The following is a 24,898-nucleotide window of genomic DNA, read 5'->3' as shown; positions in this document are numbered from 1 at the left end:
CGCAACAGCGAAGTGTCGCGGGGTGGAGCAGCCCGGTAGCTCGTCAGGCTCATAACCTGAAGGTCACAGGTTCAAATCCTGTCCCCGCAACCAACTCTGAATATACCATAACCGCCCGGGACATCCTGAGGCGACTCTTTGTGTTTGTGATCCAGCGCATAGTGCCAACATCGAAGTACGCTGCCGCACAGATCGATCGCGAGATCGCCGCCTTCCGGCGTCAGCACCACTGCCTCGATGAGCGCGCGCAACCGTTCGAACGCCTGCGCTCTCAGCGCCCCGTCNCGCAACCAACTCTGAATATACCATAACCGCCCGGGACATCCTGAGGCGACTCTTTGTGTTTGTGATCCAGCGCATAGTGCCAACATCGAAGTACGCTCCCGCACAGATCGATCGCGAGATCGCCGCCTTCCGGCGTCAGCACCACTGCCTCGATGAGCGCGCGCAACCGTTCGAACGCCTGCGCTCTCAGCGCCCCGTCCTCAAAGGCCGCGGTGATCTGTTTGACCTTCTTGGCATAGACGCGACCGAGGTTGGTGAGCAGTAGTTCGGCATCGGTCGATGCGGCTTGAGCATTGTTCTGCTCTGCAACCGGAATTCTGCGCCGTTCAGTCCAAATCTCATCTCCTGACCAACATTGCCGCGACGACGGCCTTCAGGATAGCCTCCTCGGTGGCACTATCCGTTATAAGGCGCGGTGCGTTCGCCATTGCCGTCGTGCACGATGCGCTTTTCAACCGTAGGAAACCGCCGGAATATTTTCCATCGCGCGCCGACGGGCCGCGCATCTCGGGTCTTGTCGCTAGTTGCGCTCAGTGTTCGGCGTTGATGGTGCAGATCATACCGATATGCAGCGGGGTCGCTACGTCATTCCTGTGCGTCGCGAGCATGATGCCATGAAATAGAAGGCCATCGAACAATGTCGGACATCGGCCTGACTGCGCGACAACCGGTCCATCGCATCGGCGTAGACGATGACGACGCCGCCTGCCGAAACGGCCGCCAGCAGCGCACTCTTTTCGCGAGTACCACAGCAGACATCCATTCATGTCGGCCTACGCATCGACAAGCGGCCTTTGAAGGGCAGGAAGTGAGGTTTGGTTGCCGTTCGCAGGACCGTGGATAATCGACTATTTTTCGAACAAAACAGACCTGTCAGCTCGCCGCGAGGAACACGGACGACAACCAGCGAGAGTCACCAGCAAAGCTCTGACAGCGAACGATTCCTTCCGGAGAGGGGGCATTGCAGATTTACTTTAATTGCCCAGTCAATCGGTAGTGATCTCGCCCCTGTGTCCCTCCGGGGCTAGCACGGTGCGCAGGGCTTCCAGGAGAGGTGGTAGGGCCTGCGTGAAAGCGTAGGGCGGATTGATGATATAGAGGCCCGCGCCATTATAAACGCCGGGTTGATCGCCATCGTACAACCAATGCTCCACCCCCAACATTTTTGGGATGCCGAGCTTGCGTAGCTGGTCCTTCCAGCGCCAATGCGTAGTGCGGTCTTTCAGTGGATACCAGATCACTGTCACGCCGTGCGCCCATTTGCGGTGAGCAACGGCGAGGGTGGCTGTGATACGTTCGCGTTCGTCGGGCTGCTCGTACGGCGGGTCGACCACCACCACGCCCCGGGCGGTTCGGGGCGGCAGCATCGCCAGCCAAAGCTCGTAGGCGTCGCGCTCATGCACAGCAGCGGACGTGTCGCGCATCGCTCTGCGCAGAGTCGAGGCGTCCTGAGGATGCTTTTCGTTCAGAATTAGGAAATCCTGTGGACGTAGAAGTTGCGCCAGTATCCGCGGCGAGCCGGGATAGGAGTGTAGCTGGGGCCCCACATTCACCGCCTGTACGGCGGCGCGGTAGTCCCTCAACAAGGGGTTCGGATCAGCTAAAGCGCGCAGCACGCCCTGCGCGGACTCGCCGGTACGTTGAGCGTCCTCGCCGTCAAGGTCGTACAGGCCGCAGCCGGCATGGGTGTCGATCAGAGTCAGCGCGCCCTGTTTTTGCTGCAAGGCCTGTACAAGGGCAATCAGCAGGCTGTGCTTCACGACATCGGCACTATTGCCAGCATGGAAGGAGTGCCGATAATTCATTGCGATTCAAAATCCTGACAATCTATTTTGATGCGTACTGCTGGGCTCTGTTGCTGAGCACGAGGCGACCGGAGTAGCTGATCGAGTGCTATTATGAATTCGGGCGGCAACCTTCAACGCACTTCTGCGCGAGGCTTCGAGCCCCCGTTTGTGGAAGGGAAGGGGGCTTGGGGATGGCTTTCGCCTGATACAATGCGCTGTGTCGGGGCAATAGACGTCGTCTGCGCGAAGCAGTCATTCGATGGTTTACGCCCGACTTCAGGACCACCGCGCTACTGGCGAAAGAAGTTCGAGAGCAAGAAGGGGCGAACACGCGCGCTCGGTCAGAATTGTTGAGACGGTGTCATTCAGTCGGCAGGGCATCAACGGAAATCTGCCGGTGGGTGGCGCGAAACGCAGCCTACCGCGGCTGGTAGAGATGTCGATCGTCAAGGTCGAAGAGGCGGCAAAGGCATTCTCGAGTCACTCGCTGCGCGTGAGGGTTACGCGGGATTGTTTGTGGCCGGTGAGGATGGCGTGGGGATTGCCCAAGCACCTCTTTGATCGGCGTCGTCGACGGCACTTGCTAGGGGCGGAAGCTTGCCGCGGACAGCAATGTCGCAGTGCGCGCGTGTTGCTGAAGCTCACAAGTTGATCGCCGCCTTGTCCAACGCCTTATGGCACAGACAGTGGTCTTGGACACTGCCGAGGAAACCGCCTCAGGAGGACATCGGAGAGAGTTCCGCCATCAATCGAGGTATCCCCTTTTCGCGTCCCGCTTGCGCGCAGCGTAGTCGCCTGCCCCCTCCAGACGATGCGGTTATCGCGGTGTACCGAGACGCTCACCTCGAGACGGGGCACGATCAGACCGTACGATTGATCCGGTCGGCGCGCCGGCAATCGCATTCAAACTCGGCGAGTTCGCGGCGCCGAACCTGCTGGCAGCGATCATAAGTTGCTTCCTCGGCACCGGTCATTCGGCGCGGTCGACGGCAACGACGGCGATGAGGTATCGTTCGAATCTGATGTCCCCGCCGGTCCAGATATAGCCGGCGCGATACGCGTTGGGGCGCCAGGTGGTGCCCGCGACGGGCGGTATGACGGTGTTCGATCTTGCGGGGATCAGCGTTTGGCTTGGCTGTCGCTGATAAATGAGGGCGACCGCTGTCTAGCGGTGCACCTGCGATACGGTTCTGTACAGAGGCTGTGGCCGCGGCTTCTAGCGGTTTTGCTTTGCAAGGGCTTGCCGCATGATCGAAGCGAGCGAGTTCGGACTACCGGCGCCGACCTTCGATCGACGGGATGACAGCGACGACCTTGGCTTCTGCGCGCGCCTGGGTTTAGTCACGCTCAGTAACAAGGTAGCTGTCGCCGCACTGACCAGCTCGATCGTAGCTGGCGGGCAGGTGCTTGACCTTGTGTCGATCTGGTAGCCATTTGCTGAATGAGACCGCCTATGCCGAGGTGATCAGCCACGGCATAAATACGGACGAACTTGCGGCCAACTCCCGCCTAGACAGGTGCTGCGTCCAATACCTCAACGATGTGTCTGATTTGTCCGAAGAGGATGCGTGCTACGATAACGCGCCGATATGTGTAGGCGCTCAGTATCTGCAACACTTGCTAGCGGTACTACGCCACGTCGTCGCGTGATGAAGCCAGAGGCCATAGCCATCATAAGCTTTTCGAAACCGCCGCTTTCCAACCAAGGCCGCGGCAGTCTGGTGCGCTGTAAATACACTGGCCCGGGCTTCGGTGGCCCGCGTTTATCTGAAAACGGCGGGGTTCTTGGATATCACGATGTCTCTACTCGCCGACGGCTGTCTAGGCGATCAATTCGCAATAATCGGTTGCGCCTGAGGCTATGGGAATTACTCCAGCAACAAGGCGGCCGCCCGCCATTTAATCCGTTGCGCCTGTTACGAGCATGTACCAGGCGCAACAGTGACCCAGTGGTCAGGCCTCGGCGCTGGTGGTCAAAGGTGGCGTTTGCTGGTGTTGAACGACCAGCCAATCGTCGTGTCCCCGCATCCGTAACGTCGAGGTGCAGTGTGCTTCGTACTTCTCGTCGCCGCTCGCGCACCGCACGGTGTAGGCAACGGCGATCAGGCCATCCTGAGGGCGTGACACTCGTCGGTCTGACAATTCGACCGAATCCCAGTCGGGCGTCGCCTTGACGGCGTTCTTCGCTTCCTGTCCCTGGAAAACATACGGCGGACGGGGAAGGACCATGATGATCTCCTCGTCTATCCGCTCCTGATAATGCTCGTCGCTGGCATCCCATAAGCTGCCTTCGAATTCCCACACGCGCTGGTCGTCCATTCTATCTCTCCTTGGTAGCTCAAGCGCGGAGGATGGAAGACGGTTCCGGCGTTTTGGTGCTAACGCGCCGATATTCGTCGGCGTGTCAGGCCAAACGTCTTCGATAAATGAGGCGCCTGGCGTTGATGCAACAAACCTTCCGCTACAATTTCAACAGGGGGAGGATCGGCTGATCAATGAAGGATGATCGTGGTCTTGCGCAGACCGTCAGGTGCTCTCACATCGCCTCCAGGAGCGGTACGATCCCCGGGGGGATGCAGCAGTCCAATCCCTATTGCACGAGTAGAAGCCGTGAGTTCCGCCTGAATAGATCACGAGGTGAGCAGCGTTCCTCGTTGGCTACCGGCTCTTATGTATGAACAGGCTGTCGTCCAGCAGCTCCGATACTGAACAGAGTCGGGGGGTGTCTACAGATAGGGGCATTATTTCGCTGCCAGCAACCTCGCGTCGCAACGGTCGCTTTGGCGCCAAATCTCGTCGGGGTTAGTTTAAAGAAGGTGGCGGGCCTGCTGGACCTTACCATTCAGCAACCGATAGATTGGTCAACTTGGATTTGAAACTACTCTCTTTGCGCGAGGGAGGTCGACTGCGCAAAGTTGCAGGACGTATTGAGTAGAGCTATTAACACAGCCGGTGCCCATACAGGAAAGACGGTGGATGCAACGTCGGTATAGGCATGCGCTATACCGACGTTGCATTTCAAGGTCACAGTACTTCGAACAACCCGGCTGCGCCCATGCCGCCGCCGACGCACATCGTCACTACAACATACTTCGCGCCGCGACGCTTGCCTTCGATCAGCGCATGGCCGGTCGCGCGGGCGCCGGTCATGCCGTAGGGGTGACCGATCGAGATCGCGCCGCCGCTGACGTTGAGCAGTTCGTCGGGGATGCCGAGGTTGTCGCGGCAATATAGCACCTGCACCGCGAACGCCTCGTTCAGCTCCCACAGGCCGATATCGTCCATCTTCAGGCCGAAGCGCTTGAGCAGCTTGGGGATCGCCACCACGGGGCCGATGCCCATCTCGTCGGGTTCGGTGCCGCCGACCGCCATGCCGACATAGCGACCGAGCGGCTGGAGACCGCGCTGCGAGGCGATCTTCTCTTCCATCAGTACCGACGACGACGAGCCGTCCGAGAGCTGCGACGCGTTGCCCGCAGTGATCGTGAAGTCGGGCCCCATAACCGGTTTCAGCGACTGGAGTCCCTCCAGCGTGGTGTCGGCGCGGTTGCCCTCGTCCTTGGTGATCGTCACGTCCTTGTACGTGACTTCCTTCGTTTCCTTATTGACGATGGCCATGTTGGCATCGACGGGCACAATCTCGGCGTCGAAATAGCCCGCGGCCTGCGCGGCGGCGGTGCGTTGCTGCGACTGGAGCGCGTACGCGTCCATCGCGTCGCGGCTGATCCCGTAGCGCTTGGCGACGACCTCAGCGGTCTGCAGCATCGGCATGTAGACGTCCTTGTGCATCGCGATCAGCTGGGGATCGGCCGCGACGCGCATCTGCGGGGTCTGGACGAGGCTGATGCTCTCGACGCCGCCGCCGATCGTGATGTCCATGTTGTCGGTGATGATCTGCTTGGCCGCGGTGGCGATCGCCATGAGGCCGGATGCGCACTGGCGATCGATCGACATGCCCGAGACGGTCACCGGCAGCCCGGCGCGGAGCAGCGAGGTACGGGCGATGTTGCCGGCCTGATGACCCTGCTGGAGGGCGCAGCCGAAGACGACGTCGTCGACTTCCGCGCCGTCGATGCCGGCACGCTCGACCGCGGCCTTGATCGAATGCGAGGCGAGGGTGGGGGCGGGGGTGTTGTTGAAGCCACCGCGATAGGCGCGGCCGATGGGGGTGCGGGCGGTGGAAACGATGACGGCTGAACGCATGAGTGTTCCTCTTCTTCACTCCCCTCACGCATGCGGGAGGGGTTGGGGGTGGGCGCCCGGCCAAAGCGGGCGAAACGGTCGTGGAGAGCGGCAGCCCACCCCCCGGCCCCCTCCCGCAAGCGGGCGGGGGAGCAGTTTTAGACGAAGACCTGGCTGATCCATTCGGCGATCAGGGCGGGCTTTTCCTGGCCTTCGATCTCGACGGAGAAGGCGTTGGTCTGCTGCCACTGGCCGGGGCGCTTTTCGTCGAACGAGAGCAGCTTGAAGCGGCCGCGGACCTTCGAGCCCGACCGGACCGGCGTCAGGAAGCGGATCGAATTGCCGCCGTAATTGACGCCCATCTTCGCGCCCTCGATCGTCGGCGCGTCGGGGACCTTCGACGACAGCAAAGGCATCAGCGATAGCGTCAGGAAACCGTGCGCGATCGTGCCGCCGAACGGGGTCTGTGCCGCGCGGACCGGATCGATGTGGATGAACTGGTGGTCACCGGTCGCATCGGCGAACTTGTCGATCATGGCTTGCGTCACCTCGACCCAGTCGGAAACCGTCTCGGTGCCGATGCGCTGTTGCATCTGCGCGGTGGTGATCGTCGCCACGGCATTCCCCTCAAAGCTCATTTGGCGCTAAGCGCTGGAATGTCTCTAGGCGTACAGGCGAGCGGATCGCAAGCCTCACCCAACCGGAAGCTGGAAAATGTCGACTGCCGTAACGTCCCATGCCCGCGATATCATGGCGAAGCTGTACCGCGCGAGCGAACCCGATGTTCTAAAACCGTTGCTGGACCGCGCCGCGCTCGATTCGGATTCGCGCGAGCGGGTGATGGGGCATGCGCTCGGACTGCTCGCGGACCTGCGAGCGGCGCAGAGCAAGGGCTGGGTGAACCAGTTCCTCCAGGAATATCGGCTGAATTCGTCGGAAGGCGTTGCGTTGCTGTCGTTGGCGGAGGCGTTCCTGCGCGTGCCCGATCCCGAGACCGCGGATCTGCTGATCGCGGACAAGCTGGGCGATGCCGATTGGCGTGCGCATGCGGGCAAGTCGAATTCGAAGCTCGTCAATTCGGCGACCTGGGGTTTGGTGGTCGGCCGCGTGCTGGTCGGCGAGGGATCGACCGGGCCGCTGCGGCGCCTGATCAGCCGCGCGGGCGAGCCGTTCGTGCGGCAGGCGGTCGGCGCGGCGATGAAGATGATGGGCGAGATCTTCGTGATGGGTCGCACCATCGACGAGGCGATGAAGCGGATGCGGCGCCCCGAGAACAAGGGCTTTACGGCGAGCTTCGACATGCTCGGCGAGGCGGCGCGGACTCATGCCGATGCGCAGCGATACTTTCAGGCGTATGTCGGCGCGGTCGATGCGGTCGGGCGCGATCCGGCGGCGGGGCACTCGATCTCGGTCAAGCTGTCGGCGCTGCACCCGCGGTACGAGGTGGCGCGGTGGAGCGAGTGCGTGCCCGCGCTGACCGAGATGCTGGAGGCGCTGGCGGTGCAGGCGGCGTCGAAGGGCATCGCGCTGACCGTCGACGCGGAGGAATCCGAACGGCTGGAAATGAGCCTCGACATCATCGGCGCGGTCGCGGGTTTGCCGTCGCTGAAGGGTTGGGATGGGTTCGGCATGGCGGTGCAGGCCTATGGCAAGCGCGCGCGGCCGGTGATCGAATGGGCGAACGGGCTGGACCGCGTGATGAACGTGCGGCTGGTGAAGGGCGCGTACTGGGATAGCGAGATCAAGCGGACGCAGGTCGAGGGGCTGGCGGACTACCCATTGTTCACGCGCAAGGCGGCGACCGACGTGTCGTACCTGGCCGTGGCGAAGGACATGCTGGCGGCGGAGAATATCCGGCCGGCGTTCGCGAGCCACAATGCGCTGACGGTCGCGACGATCATGGAATGGGCGGGCAACTCGCGCGACTTCGAGTTCCAGCGGCTGCACGGGATGGGCGACGGGCTGTACGAGCGGCTGGTGCAGGAGAACGGCTATCATTGCCGGGTCTATGCGCCGGTTGGCGGGCACCGCGATCTGCTGGCGTATCTGGTTCGGCGGTTGCTGGAGAATGGGGCGAATTCGAGTTTCGTGCATCAGTTGGCGGACGAGCGGCTGACCGAGGCTGAGATTCTGGCGGATCCGGTGGCGAAGATCGCTGCGGTGGGGGGGAAGCGGCATCCTAGCATTCCGTTGCCGGTGGATCTGTTCGGGGCTGGGGGGCACCGGAATTCAGCCGGGTTGGATTTGAGTGATGTGGGGACGCTGGAGGCGACGGTTGCTGCCGTTAATTCCCCCCTCCCGCAAGCGGGAGGGGCCGGGGGTGGGCTCGCGCTATCGTCGGATGCTGAGGCTGGCGTTGGGCGTTCTACTGCAAACGGTAGCGTCGGGGGTGAGCGCGTGCCCACCCCTAGCTTCTCCCGCTTGCGGGAGGGGGATCAGGTTGTGGCTGCCATTACGCGTGCGCATGCGGCGTTTCCGGGTTGGTCGACCACGCCGGTCGACGAACGCGCCGCTTGCCTCGAACGGCTCGCCGACCTGCTCGAGAAGCATCGCGACGAACTGATGGCGATCTGCGTGCAGGAGGCGTTCAAGACGATTGGCGACGCGATCGGCGAGGTGCGTGAAGCGGCGGACTTCTGTCGCTATTATGCGCAGCAGGCGCGGTTGAACCTGCATCCCATCGAGCTGCCGGGGCCGACGGGCGAGCGCAACACGCTGCATATCGAGGGGCGCGGAGTCTGGGCGACGATCGCGCCGTGGAATTTCCCGCTGGCGATCTTCCTTGGTCAGACGGTGGCGGCGCTCGTCACCGGCAACACCGTGGTCGCCAAGCCTGCACCGCAGACTCCGCAGATCGCGGCGCGTGCGGTTGAGCTTGCGCATGAGGCTGGCGTGCCGGTTGATGCGCTGGTGCTCGTGACCGGCGGGCCGGAGGTCGGCGCGGCGCTGACCGCGGACGTGCGGATCCAGGGTGTCGCATTCACCGGGTCGACCGCGACGTCGCGGAAGATCGCGCGGTCGTTGCTCGACGACGAAACGCGGCCGATCGTGCCGCTGATCGCGGAGACCGGCGGGATCAACGCGATGATCGTCGACTCCACCGCGCTGCCCGAGCAGGTGGTGGCGGACGTGATCGCGTCGTCGTTCCGGTCTGCGGGACAGCGTTGCTCGGCGTTGCGCTTGCTGCTGGTGCAGGAGGACATCGCGGACGGCGTGATCGAGATGCTGTCGGGGGCTATGGAGACGTTGCGGATCGGGCGGTCGGGCGATCCGGCGACCGATGTCGGGCCGGTGATCGACCAGGCCGCGTATGATCGGCTGATGGCGTATCGCGAGAGCGTGAAGGCAAAGATCGTCAAGACGCTCGATGCGCCGGCGGATGGGCTGTTCGTGCCGCCGACTTTGGTGCGGATCGGGGCGATCGAGGACCTCAACCAGGAGTGGTTCGGGCCGATCCTGCATGTCGCGACGTGGGAGGCGGGGAAGCTCAGCGAGACGATCGCTCGGGTCAATGCCAAGGGTTACGGCCTGACGATGGGCCTGCACAGCCGTATCGCGCGCGCGGCCGAGGTGATCGAGGCCGAGGCTGCGGTGGGGAATCTGTATATCAACCGGTCGATGATCGGGGCGGTCGTGGGGTCGCAGCCTTTTGGGGGCGAGGGTCTTTCGGGGACCGGGCCGAAGGCCGGCGGGCCGCGGTATCTGTACCGGTTCTGTGCGGAGCGGGCGGTTTCGGTGGATACGACGAGCGCTGGGGGGAATGCGACGTTGTTGTCGTTGGATGAGGGTGGGATTTAGCCTCTCCTCAACCGGACACGGCCTACGCGTGGGTCACTTGTCGAGCACCTCCCCGGCGGAGGCCGGGGTCCAATTGGGGAACTGTGCTGACGACCGTCGCGCTTCGTTACTGCGACCTCGCCAATTGGGCCCCGGCCTTCGCCGGGGAGGTGTTGGGGCGTGGCGGCGAGCTCTTTATGTCCAGCTTGTCTCGGCCGACGTGATTTCACGGTATTCTAGCAAGCATTGTTTCCCCCGCGAAGGCGGGGACCCAGACTGGGCTCCCGCCTTCGAGGGAGAACAAGGTAGGGTAGGGCTGCCCTAACCGGCGCGTACATATCCGAAGGCGAAGACGACGAGCTACCGGGTGGATAATCAGGCGGGCGTTGCCTCCGCCCGTCGCCCCTCAGGATACGGCATCACCACCGAGCCATCCGGTGCGGCCATCATATTCACCTGGGTTGGGAAGGCGATCTCGATCTTCTCGTCGTTGAACCGCTTCAGGATAGCGATCCCCACCGCCGTCCGACCGTCGTAGAAGCTGGCATAATCCGGCCCCTTGCTATCGAACTGCACCTCGAAATCCAGGCTCGACGCGCCGAAGCCGGTGAAGCCGGCGCGGATGAAGATCTTGTCGTTGGCCTCGACGATCTCCTTCAGCATCGCGGGGACCTGCGAGCAGACTTCCGGGGGCGTCGAATAGGTGACGCCGATGACGAACTTCGCGCGGCGGTGGTTGCGTTGCGTGTTGTTGAGGATCTCCTTGTTGAGGAGGTTCTTGTTCGAGATCACGCGCTCCTCGCCGTCGATGCCGCGGATGCGCGTCGATTTGAGGCCGATCGCCTCGACGCTGCCCGAGGCGGTGTCGTAGCTGATCGAATCGCCGCGGCGGAACGGGCGGTCGAAGATGATCGCGAGCGCGGCGAACAGGTCGGCGAAGATGCCTTGTGCCGCCAGGCCGATCGCGATGCCGCCGACGCCGAGACCCGCGACGAGGCCGGTGACGTTGACGCCGAGATTGTCGAGGACGACGACCAGCGCGACCGCGAACACCACGAAGGTGACGAGCAGGCGGATCAGGCCCATCGCCGAGAGCAGCGCTTCACCTGAATAATGTTCGGACTGCGTGCGGTGCTCGATCGCGCCGAGGATGATCTCGCGCACCCACACCGCGGCCTGGAACACTGCGGCGACGGTGAAGAGGAAGTTGATCGTCGTCGCGACCTCGCCGGGGGCGGCGGAGTATCCCGCGACCAGCTTGGCGGCGAGCATGACGATGAAGAAATTGCCGGTCCGTGCGATCGCCTTCCCGACGACGATGCCCCAGCCGTTGAGCGCGCGCGGACGTTCGCAGAGCTTGCTGCCGAAGCGGCGCGCGGTGTGGAGCGCGACGACGATCACAGCGCCGATCCCGAACGCGATCAGGATCTGGAGCCAATAGGCCTGCACCCACGCGACGCTGGCAGTGACGAAGCCCTGGGCTTGGTTACCGACGTCGCCCGCGTCGAAGATCGGTTGCTTGGCGGCAGCAGTGGAATTGGACATGGGAATACTCGTCAGGCCGCTTTTGCGATCGTTGCAAGGGCGGGGGTGCCGGCTTCGAGGAAGGTGATCAGGCCACATTCCTCACGGCTTAGGTAGCGCTTGGCGCGGGGGAGGCGGAGCGCCTTGCGGAAGGTCGACTGACCGGTTTTCACCAGCGCGATCAGCGACGGGTGAACATAGCTCTTCCGCGCGATGGCGTGGGTGTTGCCTAGCCGCGCGACGACGGGTTCGAGCATCGACTTAAGGCTGAGGTCGCGTTCGGCGGACGCAAGCGCCTCGAACGCGGCGACGCTAGCGGCCCAGGTGCGGAAGTTCTTGGCGGTGAAATCGGTGCCGGTGACATCGCGGATGTAGCAGTTCACGTCGGTCGAGGTGACCGGGTGCGCGACGCCGGCATCGTCGAGCCAGGCGAACAGGTGCTGTTCGTCGAGGTCCTGGCATTTCTTGACGAAGCTGCTGAGCGAGCGGTCGGTGATCCTCAGCGTCCGCATCTTGCCGGACTTGCCCTTGTACTGGAGTTTCAGCGTCGAGCCCTTCACTTCGCCGTGGCGCTTGCGCAACGTGGTGGCGCCGAAGCTCTCGTTTGCTTCGGCATAGGCTTCGTTACCAATGCGGATATGGCCGCCGTCGAGCAGGCGGATGACCGCCGCGACGGCGCGTTCGCGGGTCAGCGAGCGTTTGCGAAGGTCGGCCTCGACCGCCTTGCGGATCTTGGGGAGGGCGTGGCCGAAATCGGCGCAACGCTCGTATTTGGCGGCCTCCTGCGCTTCGCGGAAACCGAGGTGATAGCGGTATTGCTTACGCCCCTTCTCGTCCCAGCCGACCGCCTGGATATGGCCGTTGGGCTTTGGGCAGAACCAGGCGTCGCGGTAGGCGGGGGGCAGGCCGACCGCGTTCAGCCGGTCGATCTCGTCGCGGTCGGTGATGCGTTCGCCTTTGGCATCCCAATAGCCCCAACCGTTCCGCATTTTCTTGCGGGTGATGCCGGGCTTGGAGTCGTCGGAATACACGATCTTGGTGGGCAATGCAGTGGTCCCTTGGGGGCGTCTGATTCTGACTATCTCTGCAAATGTTCGGCAAGGCGCATCGTTCCGGAACGACGGGCGCAGCGCGGTGTTGAGGGGACACGGGATTTCACTGGAGACATGACATGGCCGATCTTTCCCAAGCTCGCGTATTGATGCTCGCTGCCGATGGTTTCGAGACCGTCGAACTGTTCGAACCACGCAAGGCGCTGGAGGCGGCGGGTGCGAAAGTGACGCTCGCGTCGATCAAGACCGACCCGATCCAGGGCATGAAGGGCGACATCAACAAGGCCGAGACGGCAACGCCCGACCTGACGCTCGATGAGGTCGATACCGACGATTACGACGCGCTGGTGCTGCCGGGCGGCGTCGCCAACCCGGACACCATGCGCCAGGAAGAGCGCGCCATCGAGATTATCACCGAGTTCATGGAGGACGGCAAGATCATCGCCGCGATCTGCCATGCCCCGTGGCTGCTGGCCGAGGCGGACGTGATCGACGGTCGCCGCGTGACGAGCTTCCCGTCGATCCGCACGGACCTGGAGAATGCGGGCGCGGATGTGGTGGACGAGGAGGTCGTGGTCGACGGCAACCTCATCACGAGCCGCAAGCCGGACGATATCCCCGCGTTCAACAAGGCGATCATCGACGCGCTCGAGGAAGAACTGGCGGACGAGCCGGTCGACTGATTCTCGAGGGCGGCTCTTCCTTGTTCTCCCGCGAAGGCGGCAGCCCAGACTGGGTCCCCGCCTTCGCGGGGAAACAAGGGGGGCGGTCTAGAGCCTGTTGAGCCAGCGCTGAGCGGGGCGCTCTATTAGGTGATAGAGGGCGATCGAGGCTAGCAGGACTGTTGCGAGATAGAGCGCGATCTTCGTAGGCGATACCGCCGTCGCGTCAGCAACTAAGACGAGTTTGAACGCCTTCCATAAGATGAAGTGGCTGAGATAGGTCGCGTAGCTAGTCTCGCCGAGATAGTGCGTCCATCTCAGTTCGAACGGGTTACCGGGCTTGTCGGCGGTCAATGCCAGCAGCAGCAGGATCGCTGCAAATAGTGCCGGAACGGCCAGCGTTTCCGGCGTGCCGGCGATCCAGCCTCCTGCGAAAAGCACAGCCACCAGTGTCGCCCATACCGGGGCGCGCAAGACGCCACGCCAGCGCAACCACAACGCGCAGACGATGCTGCCCGTGGTGAACTCCCCTAGGCAGCGTAAGAGGCCGTAGCGCGGGATGTCGGTGCCGAGCGTCGGCGCATTCATCGCTAGGTGCAGGCCGACGAGGAAGCCGCCGGCAATTGCCAGTAACGCCCAGCTCGGCAAGCGCCGCCAGTCCACCGCCATCACGAGCAACGGAAACAGCAGGTACGCACCTAGTTCGGCGCTGATCGACCAAGCCGGGTCGTTCCAGGCGAGGTGATGCGTGAAGCCCCAGTTCTGGATCAACAGGATGTGGAGCGGCAATTCCGGGAAGACGAACTGCGGATCGCTGCGGCCGGTTGCGCGGAGCATCAGGGCCAATACGACGGCGCCGCCTAACGTGACCAGATGCAGAGGCCAGATACGGGCGATGCGTTTTTGCAGGAAGCGCGGAATGCTTGCCCCACCGTCATGGGCCCCGGCGGTACGAATGCGGTCGGACCAGGTCAGCCAGATTACAAAGCCGGACAGCAGGAAGAAGAAATCGACCGCCAGATAACCTTTGGCGAAGACGTCGCGCACACCGCTGGGCAGCCCCGCGATCGACAGGCGGATGTGATAGAAGACGACGAACCATGCGGCGATCCCGCGCACGCCGGTCAGCGCGCGCAATTCGTGAACCGGTGTGCGATCCGTCATGCTGGAGATGGCACGGCACGGCGGCGCATCGGCCGGAACGACTGTTCGCTTTGTTTGCGCGCCAGATACGTGTCGAGACCTATCTGCGCGCCGATGAGCATGTAGATGAACGGCTGGAACGCGATCGCGATGAACCCTGCGCCGAGCAGGTAGACGATGTGTCCGCTTTGCAGCGCGGCTGCGAGCGGTCCGGCCCAGGCAAATTCCCCGTCCGGATCGCGGTAGCGGCGACGGATGAGCTCCATGCGGACGATGCCGATCAGGTTGATCGCGAGCCATATCGCAAGGCCGGGATAGCCCTGCTCGCCGAGCATCTCGAAATAGGCGCTGTGATACGCGCGGGCCTTGTCGACCTCGACCTTGGGGGCCTCGGCAGCGCCGGGCGTGGTCTTCAAATCGTAGCGGATGTGGTTGCCCAGATACGCGTTGAAGCCCCCGCCGAACGGGTTCGCCTTCGCGTATTCGATGGTCCATTTCCATACCGCGAGCCGCGTCGAGGCGGACTCGTCCGCGTCATAGGTCTTGATGGTGTTCATGCGGTTGGTGAAGGTCGAGGGCAGGAACGGGATCGCTGCCAGCCCCAGCACGCCGAGCATCGCCAGATACGCGACCTTGCGCTTCACGTTGCGGATCGACAACAGCGCAAGCAGGCCGATGCACAGCAATCCGGTGCGCGTCGACGTGCCGACCGGGATCAGCAGGCAGGCGAAGACGAGCGCGAGGCAATAGGCCTTCACCCGCCAGTCCGGCCTGAAGATCGTCCCGTGATGTATGAACCAGACGATGATCGGGACGATCGCGATCGCCACCGCGCTGATCGTGCTGCCCTCGTACAGGCCTGAATTATTGTCGACCATCAGGTTCAACTGACCGTAACCGCCGCCGCCGCTGGCGATCGTCTTGATGCCGCCGACGACGATGATCGACGATGCGGCGAGGATCATGAACAGCAGCAACGCCTCGATCCGGACGCGCGTGCGCAGTGTCAGGGGGAGGAAGGCGGCGAAGGCGAGCGCCTTCCACACCCAGTCCCATTTCTCCTTGGCCTCGACCGGGAAGTCCGCGGCGATCGTCGTGCCCCAGCAATAGAGCAGCAGAAGCACGATTAGCACCTGTCGCCCACCGACGCGCGTGTCGCGCTTGTCGTCGGCGAGGATCCACCCGCCGACCGCCAGCGCGACCGCGATCAGCGAGATCGGCACGCTGTTGAGTAGCAGGTAGGTAAGCCGCTGCGGCGATACGATGTCGATATAGACATAGACGAGCACGAGCAGGAACGGCCGCTTGAACCCCATTCCGAAGAACGCGAGCAGGAACGCGATGAACGCGAGGTCACGCATCGTGGTGGGGTTTCTCGGTGGACTTGCGCTTCGAATCCGAAGTGTCGTGCGGGCTCGGCTCGCGATCGAGGTCGGGCCGCTTGAGCAGCAGGAACGCGGCGAGCATCATCAGCCCGTGGCTGAGGCCGAGCGCGAGATTGTCGATCATGGGTACGGCCTCCTTTCCGAATATGCGGACATCACGGAATCGTCTGTACGTATAGTCGGTTGACGCGCCGTTAAGCGATCTGTGGCAGACGGCATCCACGATGCGTATCCTTCATATCCTCGATCATGGCCTGCCGCTGCAAAGTGGCTACACGTTCCGCACGCGGGCGATCCTCAAGGCGCAGGAGGCGCTCGGCTGGACCGTCGCTGCGGTAACCGGCCCGCGGCATGGTGTCGCGCCTGCTTCGGTTGAGTCGGTCGACGGGCTGACCTTCCACCGTACGGATGCGGGCTTGAAGCCGGGGCCGGTCGGCGAGGTCGTCGGGATCGCGGCGTTCGCCAAGCGGATCGAGGCGGCGGTCGATGCCTTCAAGCCCGACATCCTCCACGCGCATTCGCCGGTGATCGATGCGCTCGCCGCGTTGATCGTCGCGCGGAAACGCAAGCTGCCCTTGGTGTACGAGATCCGCGCATTCTGGGAGGATGCGGCGGTCGGCAACGGGACGGGCACGGCGACATCGTTGCGGTATCGGGCGACGCGGGCGCTGGAGACGTGGGCGGTGCGGCGCGCGGATGCGGTTGCGGTGATCTGTGAGGGCCTGCGGGGCGACCTGATCGCGCGGGGAATCTCCGGGGACAAGATCATGGTCTCGCCCAACGGCGTCGACCTCGACCTGTTCGGCAACGCGCCGCCGCGTGACGATGCGCTTGGGGCTGAGCTGGGGCTCGACGGTGCCGACGTCGTCGGGTTCATCGGCAGCTTCTACGATTATGAAGGGCTCGATGACCTGATCGCAGCGATGCCCGCGCTGGTCGCTGCGCGTCCCAAGGCGCGGCTGGTGCTGGTCGGCGGTGGGCCGATGGAGGCGGCGTTGCGCGCGCAGGCACAGGCATCGCCGGTGGCGGATGCGATCCGCTTCGTCGGGCGCGTCCCACATCAGGAGGTCGAGCGCTATTACGGGCTGGTCGACATCCTCGCCTATCCACGTAAGAGAATGCGCCTGACCGATCTGGTCACGCCGCTGAAGCCGCTGGAGGCGATGGCGCAGGGGCGGCTGGTCGCGGCGTCGGATGTCGGCGGGCACCGCGAACTGATCCGCGACGGCGATACGGGCACGCTGTTTCCGCCCGACGAGCCGCAGGCCATCGCGGATGCGCTGGCGGGGATGTTCGCGGATCGCTCGGGGTGGGACGAACGGCGTGCACGGGGGCGTGCTTTCGTTCAGGAAGAGCGTAACTGGTCGTCAAACATTCGCCGTTATGCTCCGGTCTATGAACGGCTGATCGCGGCCGCGGTGCGGGAAAACTAATGGCAGAGTTTGCTCTTCGGACTTTGCAGCGTGGCAATCTGAATCGTCTGGTGCCGATCGTCGGTGCGATTGCCGGGGGCGTGATCGCGGCGGTGGGCGTGATGCTGTCGTCGGGCGATGCGCTGGAGGCGCTAGTGTCGGACACGGGTATAGCGGCGCTTATCCCGATGGCGGCGCCACCGCTCGGTGCGACTGCGCGCGCGATCCTCGCGCTGGGGGCGGGGGCGTTGGTCGCGGCGATCCTGTGGTCGTCGCTGTATTTGCTGTTCGGGCCGGGTGGGGTGTTTGCCGGTGCGCGACCGCGGGAAGACGGCGTGCCGGTGATCCGCCGCGCCGACGCGCATCCCGACGCGCCACCGCGCAAGCCTATGTCTGCGGCCGATCTCGGTACGCCCTTGATGGAGGTCGGCGTTGCGGGGTCGGTCGATGGGGCCGCGCGCGATGAGCGGACCATTCCCGCCGACCTCGACCTGCCGCTCGCCGCCTATGATCCGAAGGCGATGCGGCCGGTGCCGATGGAGCCTGCCCGGCCGGTCGCGCCGTTGACACCCCCGACGATGGTCGCGCCGGTGATCGAAATGTCGCCGACCGCCGAGGCGGACACGTTCGTGACTGCGCCCGTGCCGAAGCCGGTCGAGGCGCCGGTCGTCGAAACGTCGCAAACGGTGGAGGAGGTCAGCGCGCCGACGCCGATCGCCCGGCCTTTGCGTGCGCAGGCCGAGCCGACTACGCCGCCGACGATCGAGACGCTCTTGCAGCGACTGGAGCAGGGGGCGCTGCGTCGGGGGCGGATCGGGTCACACTGAGGTAGAGGCGCACCGCTCGCCTGGCGTACCCGGGCCTGCCGAAAGCGCTGTTTCTCTCTTCATAGCTCTGATACCCATAGCTCGAAAAACATCGGGGAGGGATCATGGCGAACGCCGAAACCGTTATGGGCGAGCCGGAGAAAGGTGCATCGCGCTACGCCTGGTACGTGTTGTCGATCCTGTTCCTCGTCTACGTCCTGAACTTCGTCGACCGGCAGATCATCTCGATCCTGGCGGAGGACATCAAGCGCGACCTGGGGCTCAAAGATCAGGATCTCGGGTTCCTGTACGGTACCGCGTTCGGGGTGTTCTACTCGCTGTTTGGCATTCCGCTGGGGCGGCTGGCGGACAATTGGCACCGCATCAGGCTGATGACGATCGGACTGTCGCTCTGGTCGGTGATGACCGCGCTGTCGGGCTTTTCGAAGACCGGCGGGCATCTTGCCGCGGCGCGGATCGGCGTCGGGATCGGCGAGGCGACGGCGAGTCCGTCGGCGTATTCGATCATCTCCGATTATTTCCCGAAGCGGCTGCGGGCGACGGCTTTGTCGATCTATTCCGCTGGATTGTACGTGGGCGGCGGCTGTTCGTTGTTCATCGGCGGGCTGATCGTGCAGGGCTGGAACAAGGCCTATCCGGGCGGCGGACCGCTCGGGCTGGTTGGCTGGCAGGCGGCGTTCATGGCGGTCGGCGTGCCTGGGCTGTTGCTCGCCGTCTGGATCGCGACGTTGAAGGAGCCAATCCGTGGGCTGGTTGAGGGGCTGCCCGAGCCGGAAAAGCATCCGGCGCCGTTCCGCGCGTTCGGGGCCGAACTGGTGACGATCGTGCCGCCGCTGACCTTGATCGGTGCGGCGATGGGAGGGGCGCGGGCGCTCGGGTATAACCTTGTTGCGCTAGCGCTGGTGGTCGCGGCTGTGTCGGGGCTGGTGGCGGCGGGCGAGCCGTGGCCGCAATGGGTGGCGATCGGGATCGGCGTGTATGCGGTGTTCTCGTGGGCCTCGGCGCTGAAGCGGCGCGATCCGCCGACGTTTGCGCTGATCGTGGGGACGCCGGCGTTTCTCTGCACGGTGGTGGCGTATGGGCTGAACGCGTTCCTGAGCTATGCGGCGAGTTTCTGGGCGGCGCCCTATGCGTTGCGCGAGCTTGGTGCGACGCCGGCGTCGGCGGGGTTCATGATCGGCAGCCTTGGCGCGACCGCTGGTTTCCTGGGGCTGACGATCGGCGGCGTGGTGTCGGATCGGTTGCGGCAAGGCAACCCGGCGGGGCGGTTGTGGGTGGTGATCTTCGGTGCGGTGGTGCCGGTGCCGTTCCTGATCCTCGCCTTCACCGCGTCGTCGCCGGTCGCGTTCTATACCGGGATATTCCTCGCGCAGTTGACCGCGTCGTGCGCGCTCGGGGCGGCGGCGGCGACCACGCAGGACATGGTCTTGCCGCGGATGCGGGGGACGGCGACGGCGACGTTCTTCATCGGGACGACGCTGATCGGGCTGGCGCTCGGGCCGTATATGGCGGGGCGGGTGTCGACGCTGACCGGGAGCTTGTCGATCGGGATGCTGTCATTGCTGGTGGTGACGCCGATCACGCTGGCGTGTGCGGTTGCTGCGTACCGGCTGGCGCCGGGGGCTGAGGCTACGCGGGAGGCTAGGGCGCGGGCAGCGGGGGAGACGGTTTAACCGCTACTGTTGAACCTATCCCGGCCACCCTCTTCCGTTCGTGTTGAGCGAAGTCGAGCCACCTGCGCCTGGGGCATGCCCTTCGACTTCGCTCAGGGCGAACGGGGAGGGGGCGGGTCGGTGCGCGAAACATGTGCTTCGAGACGAGCCGTCGATACGCCGCCTTCGGCGACTACTCGGTCTCTGCTCAGCACGAACGGACGTTGCGCAGGCGAATGTGCCCCTCCTGAAGATTAGGAGGGGCCACGTACTCACCCCGCCTGGAACACACCGCAGGCGATTCGCCCGCCGCTGTTGCCGGCCGGATCGGTCATCATGTCGTCGGGACCGGCATGCACCACGAACGCCGAGCCGTCCGTGTCCATCAGCCCCGCCATCGTCGCGCCGGGGATCGTGATGCCGATCGTGCCGCGGCCGTCGGTGCCGATGATCAGGTTGGGCAGGTCGCCCTCGTGCGGACCCTGCGGGTTCATGCTGCCGTGCTTCATGCCGGTCGGGTTCCAGTGGCCGCCCGCGGTCGTGAAGTCGGGGGCGTCGCAGCGGCCGACCATGTGGATGTGCGCGCCGTGCGTGCCGGGGGGCATCGCCTTGGCGTCGAGCGTGAAGCGGAGGCCGCCCGCGACTTCGGTGGCGGTGGCGCGGCCGACGTCGGTGCCGGTCGCGGTCTGGAGCGTGGCGGTGGCGCGCTGTCCCCCTGCAACGGGTGCGCCGGTCTCCATTCCAGTCTTCTCGCAGGCGGTGAGCCCAATCGTTGCCGCGCCGAGCAGTGCCAGTGTCGCAATCCGCATAGTGTCTCTCCCTGTTGATCTCTTGGCGAACCCTTCGCCGTGGCTCAGGTTCCACCCCCGGTATCGAGCGGCCAGCGCGCGACGGGTTCGTACGTCGCGCCGTCGCGGCCGAGGTGGCTCTGGTACAGCACGAGATGGGGTAGCGGGAAGGGCGCGCTTGACAGTGCGGCATGCGTCGCGAGCCAGTCCTCGATCGCGAACCCGACGCCCGCCGACCGTGCCAGCCGCGCGACGGTGATGTGCGGGAGATAGGCGCGGTGTTCGGGCGGGAGGCCGGCGCGGACGCACGCCTGGTCGACCTTGCGGTGGAGCGCGGCGAGCGCGTCGGGGGGCGTCACGCCGGCCCAGAGCGTATCGGTTCGTCCGCGCTTCTCGAACCGGCCGACTCCGATGAGCGCGACGCTCGGGGCCGGCGCGACGATCTGGCTCAAAGCGACCGCGACGTCCTCCGCGACCGGTCGTTCGACCTCGCCGATGAAGCGGAGCGTCACGTGCAGCTGTTCCTCGTCCTGCCAGCGTGCGGTGGGCACGCCCTCCATTATGTCGAGCAAGCTCTGACGGATAGCGGGCGGCGGGCGAAGGGCGACGAAAAGGCGGATCATGGATTGCGGCAGGTTAACCGCGAACCACCATCCCGATGCAACCACTCTGCTTGAAAAGCGTCCTGTAAAAGACGATATTCACCGTAACCGGCACCATGCCGGACAAAGGAGCTGATTTCACCATGGCTAATTGGTCTGACCCCCGGCCCCGCGCCGCGCCGTTCGGAACGACGGCCACGGGCCAGCGTACCGAGGCCTATGACGCTGGTCTCCGGTCGTACATGCTGTCCGTGTATAACTACATGGGCTCGGCTGTCCTGCTGACGGGCATCGTCGCGATGCTGTTCGCATGGGGCGGCGCAGAGTCGCCTGCCGCACAGGTGTTCATGAGCGGCGGCATCCTGAAGTACGTCATCATGTTCTCGCCGCTCGCGATCGTGTTCGGCATGAGCTATGGCCAGAACAAGATGTCGACCGGCACGATGCAGATGCTCTTCTGGGGCTTTGCCGTCCTGATGGGCCTGTCGATGTCGACCATCTTCCTGGTCTATAGCGGCACGTCGATCGCGGGTGCGTTCTTCGCCACCGCAGCCGGTTTCGCTGGTCTCAGCCTGTACGGCTACACCACCAAGCGCGACCTGTCGGCGTTCGGGACCTTCCTGATCATCGGCGTCGTCGGCCTGCTGGTCGCGAGCCTGATCAACATGTTCCTGCAGTCGGGCGTCATGCAGCTGGTCATCAGCGGCGTCGGCGTGCTGCTGTTCGCGGGCCTCACCGCCTACGACACGCAGCGTACCAAGGCGCTGTATGCGCAGGTCGCTGGCACGGACATGGTTGGCAAGGTCGTTATCATGTCGGCGCTGAGCCTGTACCTCGACTTCATCAACATGTTCATGTTCGTGCTGCGTCTGTTTGGTAGCAGCCGCAACTAACTCCCGCTAAGGGTGTGACGAACGCAGGGCTCGGCGGGACACCGCCGGGCCCTTTTCTTTTGGCCTCGGGACAGGAATGGGACGCGCAATGCGGCTCTCGATCGACGTGCGTCTGGATTACGGGATCACGGGGGACGCCGATGTGCTCCTCCAGATCGAGGCGGCGGCGATGGCCGACCAGACGATCGAGTCCGAGTCCCTTACCCTGTGGTCGGACAGTCCGATCCGGGCCGTGCGCGGCGAGGACGGGATCGGCCAGCGTTGCTGGTCGCGCGGACATGGGCGGTTCACGGCCGAGTATAAGGCCATCGTCGCGGTGAAGCGCGAGCGGGTGCAGCTCGAGCTGTATCCGGCGACGTCGCCGCGGATGCTCGATGGCGAACTGACGCCGTATCTGATGCCCAGCCGTTATTGTCCGTCGGATCGGTTCGAGGGGTTCGTCGCGCGCGAATTCGGGGGACTGGAAGGCGGACCGCTGGCGGCGGCGCTGACCGAGTGGGTGTATCAGTCGCTCGACTATCGATGCGGATCGAGCAGCGGGGAGACGACTGCGCTCGATACGTTTGCGTCGCGCTCGGGGGTGTGTCGGGATTATTCGCATCTGCTCGTGTCGCTCGCGCGGGCGGGTGGGATTCCGGCGCGGTGCGTGTCGGCCTATGCACCGGGTGTCGATCCGCCCGACTTCCATGCGGTCGCGGAGCTGTGGCTGGCAGGCGACTGGCGGCTGATCGATGCGACGAAGATGGCGACGTGCAGCGATATCGCGCGGGTCTGCGTCGGGCGCGATGCGACCGATATCGCGTTCATGACGGTGTTCGGGCAGGCATATCTGTGGGAGCAGACGGTGAAGGTGACGCCGCTGGATTGAGCCGCCCCGCGGAGCCCATCGCCGGGAAACAAACTTCGCTTCGACCGTTGGTCATCGCCAAGATTAAAAAGGGACGTCGCAATGACCGACATAGACAAAAGCGCGCTGGATAGCCTGTCCGTAGCGCCCGACGACAAGGATGCCGAGGGCAAGAGCTCGGGTCGCGATCCGCGCCAGGAGGCGGGCCAGGACAAGTCGATCGGCAAGCGCCTGCAGAAGAACCCCGACAGCGCCGACGCGCGTCTCGACAACGGGCTCGACGAGTCGATGGACGGCAGCGATCCGATTTCGGCGACGCAGCCGGGGTCTGGCACCGAGCCGGCGAAGTCGTCGGGCTATGACGAGGATGCCGAGCGGGCGCTGCGCGAAAAGCAGGCGTAACCCTCGCATTTGCTCAACGAACGGGCGTCGGTCAGCAACGACCGGCGCTTTTTTGTTGCCCAAACGCCTCGCAAGACGATCAAATCGCTTAGTTTCGTTCGGTTCGTCGCAGCCTTGTTGCAGCGCAACAGCTTTCATGGTCGCTTGGTGTTACGGAAAGATGACGCGCGATAGGGTCGTTGTTAACCATCCGAGCGCATAGTCTGCCGGTTCCTTGACGAGAGCGGGGTGACGACATGGCTTCCAGAATGAAACCGGCACAGGGGTCGATGACCCTCGCCGAGATGAAGGAATTCGCGGCTTTTCCGAGTTCGACGCAGCGGTATATCCGGCGTTCGCTCGACGTGGGGCTGGACCGTGAGGACGCGATGCAGCGCTGGTCCCGCGACGTGGTCGAGGCGGCAAGCATCCGGGCGCAGGCGCGGCTGTACAACAACCTTCCCGATCTGCGCGCGATGGTGCCGGACGATAGTGGGCTCGATGCGATCGAGCCGTTTCTGGCGCCACTGATGACGCTGGTTGCGTTTGACCTGGGGCAGGGGCGGCTGACGAGTTTCTCGGCGTTGCGGTTCCTGTACGAGCGGTTGATCGGGGCGGAAGTCCGGCCGTGGCTGCCATCGGCGTTCTGCGCGGCGGCGGCGCTGCCGCATCTGCATCCGGAACTGCGGCGGAAGCTGCTCCAGTCGATCAGCGAGGCGGCGGCGACCGCGTCGGGCTGGTCGAACCGGCAGCCGGCTTTCTTTCCGTATTGGGTCGAGAAGGTGGATTCGGGGACGACCTTGGCGAGCTGAAATCTCACGGGTAGCGAGGCGGACTGTCAGGGCGTTATCCACCCCGGCGAAGGCCGGGCCCAATTGGAGAGGTCGCAGTAACGATGCGCACCCCTTCGTTTAGCCAGGTCTCCCAATTGGACCCCGGCCTTCGCCGGGGGGGTACGAGGGGGATCGGATCACCGACACGCACGCAATCCCATCGACCCACGGTTCGCCTGGTCGAGATGCAGGTGATCGGCATGCGCGGCGTTGTATTCGGGGGATAAGGTCGTCGCGAACAGCTGGCAGGCGCCGTCGCGGACGTCGCGGAGGAATGCGGCTTTGGGATCGTCGCCTTTCCAGTCTCGCGCGACGGTGACGCGGGTGCCGTCGGTCAGGCGGAAACCGGCGATGTCGACCGCGTCGGCAGTCGCGTGTTCGCTCCAGTTGCTCGAATGACTGCCGGCGATGCGGCGGCAACTATAGCTGCCGAAATGATCGATCGTCGCGACGCGTGCGCCGAAGTGCCGTTCGGCGGCAGGCTGGACGATGTTCCATTCCCACATCGCCAGCGCCGCGGCGACCGGACAGGCGACGCCTAACCCGGCAGGTGCGAAGGCGATCTTTCGAGCACCGCCGGTCAGGCGCACGCCGTCTGCATAGCCGCATTGCCCCTCGCCCTTGCGTGGCGGCAGGACGGTGTAGCGCACCCCCGCGCGGTCGAGCAGCGCGCGGCATTGCGGGAAATCCTCGGTCAGCGCGGTGAGCTTGCGGCCCGTGAACAGGCCGATCGGCTGGCCGAGATCGAGCGGCGCCCAGGGCACGTCCTGCGGCCGGCCGCGCAGGCTAGCCCACAGCATCAGCGCGAGCGTCGCGATAACGACCAGCGCCACCAGCCACCCGATCATCCTCCGCACCGCGCGCAT

General features: G+C 64.4%; 22 protein-coding genes and 1 tRNA gene. 11 read left to right on the top strand and 12 right to left on the bottom strand.

The window, feature by feature from the left end; translation table 11 throughout:
* Window positions 1–16: 16 nt before the first annotated feature.
* A tRNA-Met gene (locus ASE82_RS15945) sits at window positions 17–93 on the top strand.
* Window positions 94–1,271: 1,178 nt separating this feature from the next.
* On the opposite strand, the gene ASE82_RS15935 is transcribed toward ASE82_RS15945, so the two are convergent.
* Complete coding sequence (locus tag ASE82_RS15935; protein WP_056065374.1) at window positions 1,272–2,090, bottom strand: 23S rRNA (adenine(2030)-N(6))-methyltransferase RlmJ; 819 nt, start codon at window positions 2,088–2,090, stop codon at window positions 1,272–1,274.
* A 1,229-nt stretch (window positions 2,091–3,319) separates the two neighbouring features.
* Between ASE82_RS15935 and ASE82_RS15930 the strand changes: the two genes are divergently transcribed.
* Window positions 3,320–3,502: a hypothetical protein gene (locus ASE82_RS15930; protein ID WP_056065371.1), complete on the top strand. Its 183-nt coding sequence runs from the start codon at window positions 3,320–3,322 to the stop codon at window positions 3,500–3,502.
* Window positions 3,503–4,025: 523 nt separating this feature from the next.
* Here the strand turns inward: ASE82_RS15930 and ASE82_RS15925 are convergent.
* The 3 genes from ASE82_RS15925 to ASE82_RS15915 form a co-directional block, all read right to left on the bottom strand.
* Window positions 4,026–4,391: a hypothetical protein gene (locus ASE82_RS15925; protein ID WP_056065368.1), complete on the bottom strand. Its 366-nt coding sequence runs from the start codon at window positions 4,389–4,391 to the stop codon at window positions 4,026–4,028.
* Between the two features lie 705 nt (window positions 4,392–5,096).
* Entirely contained in the window at window positions 5,097–6,275 is a 1,179-nt protein-coding gene (locus ASE82_RS15920) for an acetyl-CoA C-acyltransferase (RefSeq protein WP_056065363.1), read from the bottom strand.
* Between the two features lie 137 nt (window positions 6,276–6,412).
* Complete coding sequence (locus ASE82_RS15915; RefSeq protein ID WP_200910739.1) at window positions 6,413–6,847, bottom strand: MaoC family dehydratase; 435 nt, start codon at window positions 6,845–6,847, stop codon at window positions 6,413–6,415.
* A gap of 157 nt (window positions 6,848–7,004) precedes the next feature.
* On the opposite strand from ASE82_RS15915, the gene putA reads away from it, so the two are divergent.
* Window positions 7,005–10,052 carry a bifunctional proline dehydrogenase/L-glutamate gamma-semialdehyde dehydrogenase PutA gene (gene putA, locus ASE82_RS15910; RefSeq protein ID WP_235524762.1) on the top strand — a complete coding sequence of 1,016 codons (3,048 nt, stop codon included), beginning with the start codon at window positions 7,005–7,007 and terminating at the stop codon, window positions 10,050–10,052.
* 354 nt (window positions 10,053–10,406) lie between these two features.
* On the opposite strand, the gene ASE82_RS15905 is transcribed toward putA, so the two are convergent.
* Entirely contained in the window at window positions 10,407–11,576 is a 1,170-nt protein-coding gene (locus tag ASE82_RS15905; protein WP_056065355.1) for a mechanosensitive ion channel family protein, read from the bottom strand.
* Between the two features lie 11 nt (window positions 11,577–11,587).
* A complete protein-coding gene (locus ASE82_RS15900; RefSeq protein WP_056065516.1) occupies window positions 11,588–12,544 on the bottom strand; it encodes a DNA topoisomerase IB in 957 nt (318 codons plus the stop codon).
* Window positions 12,545–12,726: 182 nt separating this feature from the next.
* On the opposite strand from ASE82_RS15900, the gene ASE82_RS15895 reads away from it, so the two are divergent.
* The gene (locus ASE82_RS15895; protein WP_056065353.1) at window positions 12,727–13,290 is read left to right on the top strand and encodes a type 1 glutamine amidotransferase domain-containing protein; all 564 of its coding nucleotides are present in this window, start codon (window positions 12,727–12,729) and stop codon (window positions 13,288–13,290) included.
* A gap of 87 nt (window positions 13,291–13,377) precedes the next feature.
* Here ASE82_RS15895 and ASE82_RS15890 read toward each other — a convergent pair whose 3' ends face one another.
* Genes ASE82_RS15890 through ASE82_RS19885 form a run of 3 tightly spaced genes read right to left on the bottom strand, consistent with a single transcriptional unit; the run spans window position 13,378 to window position 15,921 of the window.
* The gene (locus ASE82_RS15890; protein ID WP_056065350.1) at window positions 13,378–14,433 is read right to left on the bottom strand and encodes an acyltransferase family protein; all 1,056 of its coding nucleotides are present in this window, start codon (window positions 14,431–14,433) and stop codon (window positions 13,378–13,380) included.
* On the bottom strand, window positions 14,430–15,773 hold the full coding sequence (locus ASE82_RS15885; protein WP_056065347.1) for a putative O-glycosylation ligase, exosortase A system-associated: 1,344 nt from the start codon (window positions 15,771–15,773) through the stop codon (window positions 14,430–14,432). The genes ASE82_RS15890 and ASE82_RS15885 overlap by 4 nt, the downstream gene beginning before the upstream one ends.
* Window positions 15,766–15,921 carry a hypothetical protein gene (locus ASE82_RS19885; RefSeq protein WP_165895506.1) on the bottom strand — a complete coding sequence of 52 codons (156 nt, stop codon included), beginning with the start codon at window positions 15,919–15,921 and terminating at the stop codon, window positions 15,766–15,768. The genes ASE82_RS15885 and ASE82_RS19885 overlap by 8 nt, the downstream gene beginning before the upstream one ends.
* A 100-nt stretch (window positions 15,922–16,021) precedes the next feature.
* Between ASE82_RS19885 and ASE82_RS15880 the strand changes: the two genes are divergently transcribed.
* The 3 genes from ASE82_RS15880 to ASE82_RS15870 all read left to right on the top strand — a co-directional run bounded on the left by ASE82_RS15880 (window position 16,022) and on the right by ASE82_RS15870 (window position 19,709).
* A complete protein-coding gene (locus tag ASE82_RS15880; protein WP_056065344.1) occupies window positions 16,022–17,230 on the top strand; it encodes a TIGR04063 family PEP-CTERM/XrtA system glycosyltransferase in 1,209 nt (402 codons plus the stop codon).
* Complete coding sequence (locus ASE82_RS15875; RefSeq protein ID WP_056065341.1) at window positions 17,230–18,036, top strand: hypothetical protein; 807 nt, start codon at window positions 17,230–17,232, stop codon at window positions 18,034–18,036. The genes ASE82_RS15880 and ASE82_RS15875 overlap by 1 nt, the downstream gene beginning before the upstream one ends.
* A 104-nt stretch (window positions 18,037–18,140) precedes the next feature.
* Entirely contained in the window at window positions 18,141–19,709 is a 1,569-nt protein-coding gene (locus ASE82_RS15870; RefSeq protein WP_056065338.1) for a spinster family MFS transporter, read from the top strand.
* A gap of 251 nt (window positions 19,710–19,960) precedes the next feature.
* On the opposite strand, the gene ASE82_RS15865 is transcribed toward ASE82_RS15870, so the two are convergent.
* Both ASE82_RS15865 and thpR read right to left on the bottom strand, forming a co-directional pair.
* Window positions 19,961–20,497 carry a superoxide dismutase family protein gene (locus ASE82_RS15865; protein WP_056065335.1) on the bottom strand — a complete coding sequence of 179 codons (537 nt, stop codon included), beginning with the start codon at window positions 20,495–20,497 and terminating at the stop codon, window positions 19,961–19,963.
* A gap of 44 nt (window positions 20,498–20,541) precedes the next feature.
* A complete protein-coding gene (thpR, locus tag ASE82_RS15860) occupies window positions 20,542–21,099 on the bottom strand; it encodes an RNA 2',3'-cyclic phosphodiesterase (protein ID WP_056065330.1) in 558 nt (185 codons plus the stop codon).
* A 122-nt stretch (window positions 21,100–21,221) separates the two neighbouring features.
* On the opposite strand from thpR, the gene ASE82_RS15855 reads away from it, so the two are divergent.
* The 4 genes from ASE82_RS15855 to ASE82_RS15840 all read left to right on the top strand — a co-directional run bounded on the left by ASE82_RS15855 (window position 21,222) and on the right by ASE82_RS15840 (window position 24,011).
* The gene (locus ASE82_RS15855) at window positions 21,222–21,971 is read left to right on the top strand and encodes a Bax inhibitor-1/YccA family protein (RefSeq protein ID WP_056065328.1); all 750 of its coding nucleotides are present in this window, start codon (window positions 21,222–21,224) and stop codon (window positions 21,969–21,971) included.
* 88 nt (window positions 21,972–22,059) lie between these two features.
* On the top strand, window positions 22,060–22,839 hold the full coding sequence (locus ASE82_RS15850) for a transglutaminase-like domain-containing protein (protein ID WP_056065325.1): 780 nt from the start codon (window positions 22,060–22,062) through the stop codon (window positions 22,837–22,839).
* An 81-nt stretch (window positions 22,840–22,920) separates the two neighbouring features.
* On the top strand, window positions 22,921–23,220 hold the full coding sequence (locus ASE82_RS15845) for a hypothetical protein (RefSeq protein ID WP_056051272.1): 300 nt from the start codon (window positions 22,921–22,923) through the stop codon (window positions 23,218–23,220).
* Between the two features lie 236 nt (window positions 23,221–23,456).
* Complete coding sequence (locus ASE82_RS15840) at window positions 23,457–24,011, top strand: hypothetical protein (protein WP_056065323.1); 555 nt, start codon at window positions 23,457–23,459, stop codon at window positions 24,009–24,011.
* Window positions 24,012–24,169: 158 nt separating this feature from the next.
* On the opposite strand, the gene ASE82_RS15835 is transcribed toward ASE82_RS15840, so the two are convergent.
* Window positions 24,170–24,898, bottom strand: a complete 729-nt coding sequence (locus tag ASE82_RS15835; protein WP_056065322.1) for an extensin-like domain-containing protein — start codon at window positions 24,896–24,898, stop codon at window positions 24,170–24,172.

The sequence above is a fragment of the Sphingomonas sp. Leaf230 genome (assembly GCF_001421745.1).
In the GTDB taxonomy this organism is placed as follows: domain Bacteria; phylum Pseudomonadota; class Alphaproteobacteria; order Sphingomonadales; family Sphingomonadaceae; genus Sphingomonas.
This window is presented reverse-complemented; position numbering and strand designations above follow the sequence as displayed.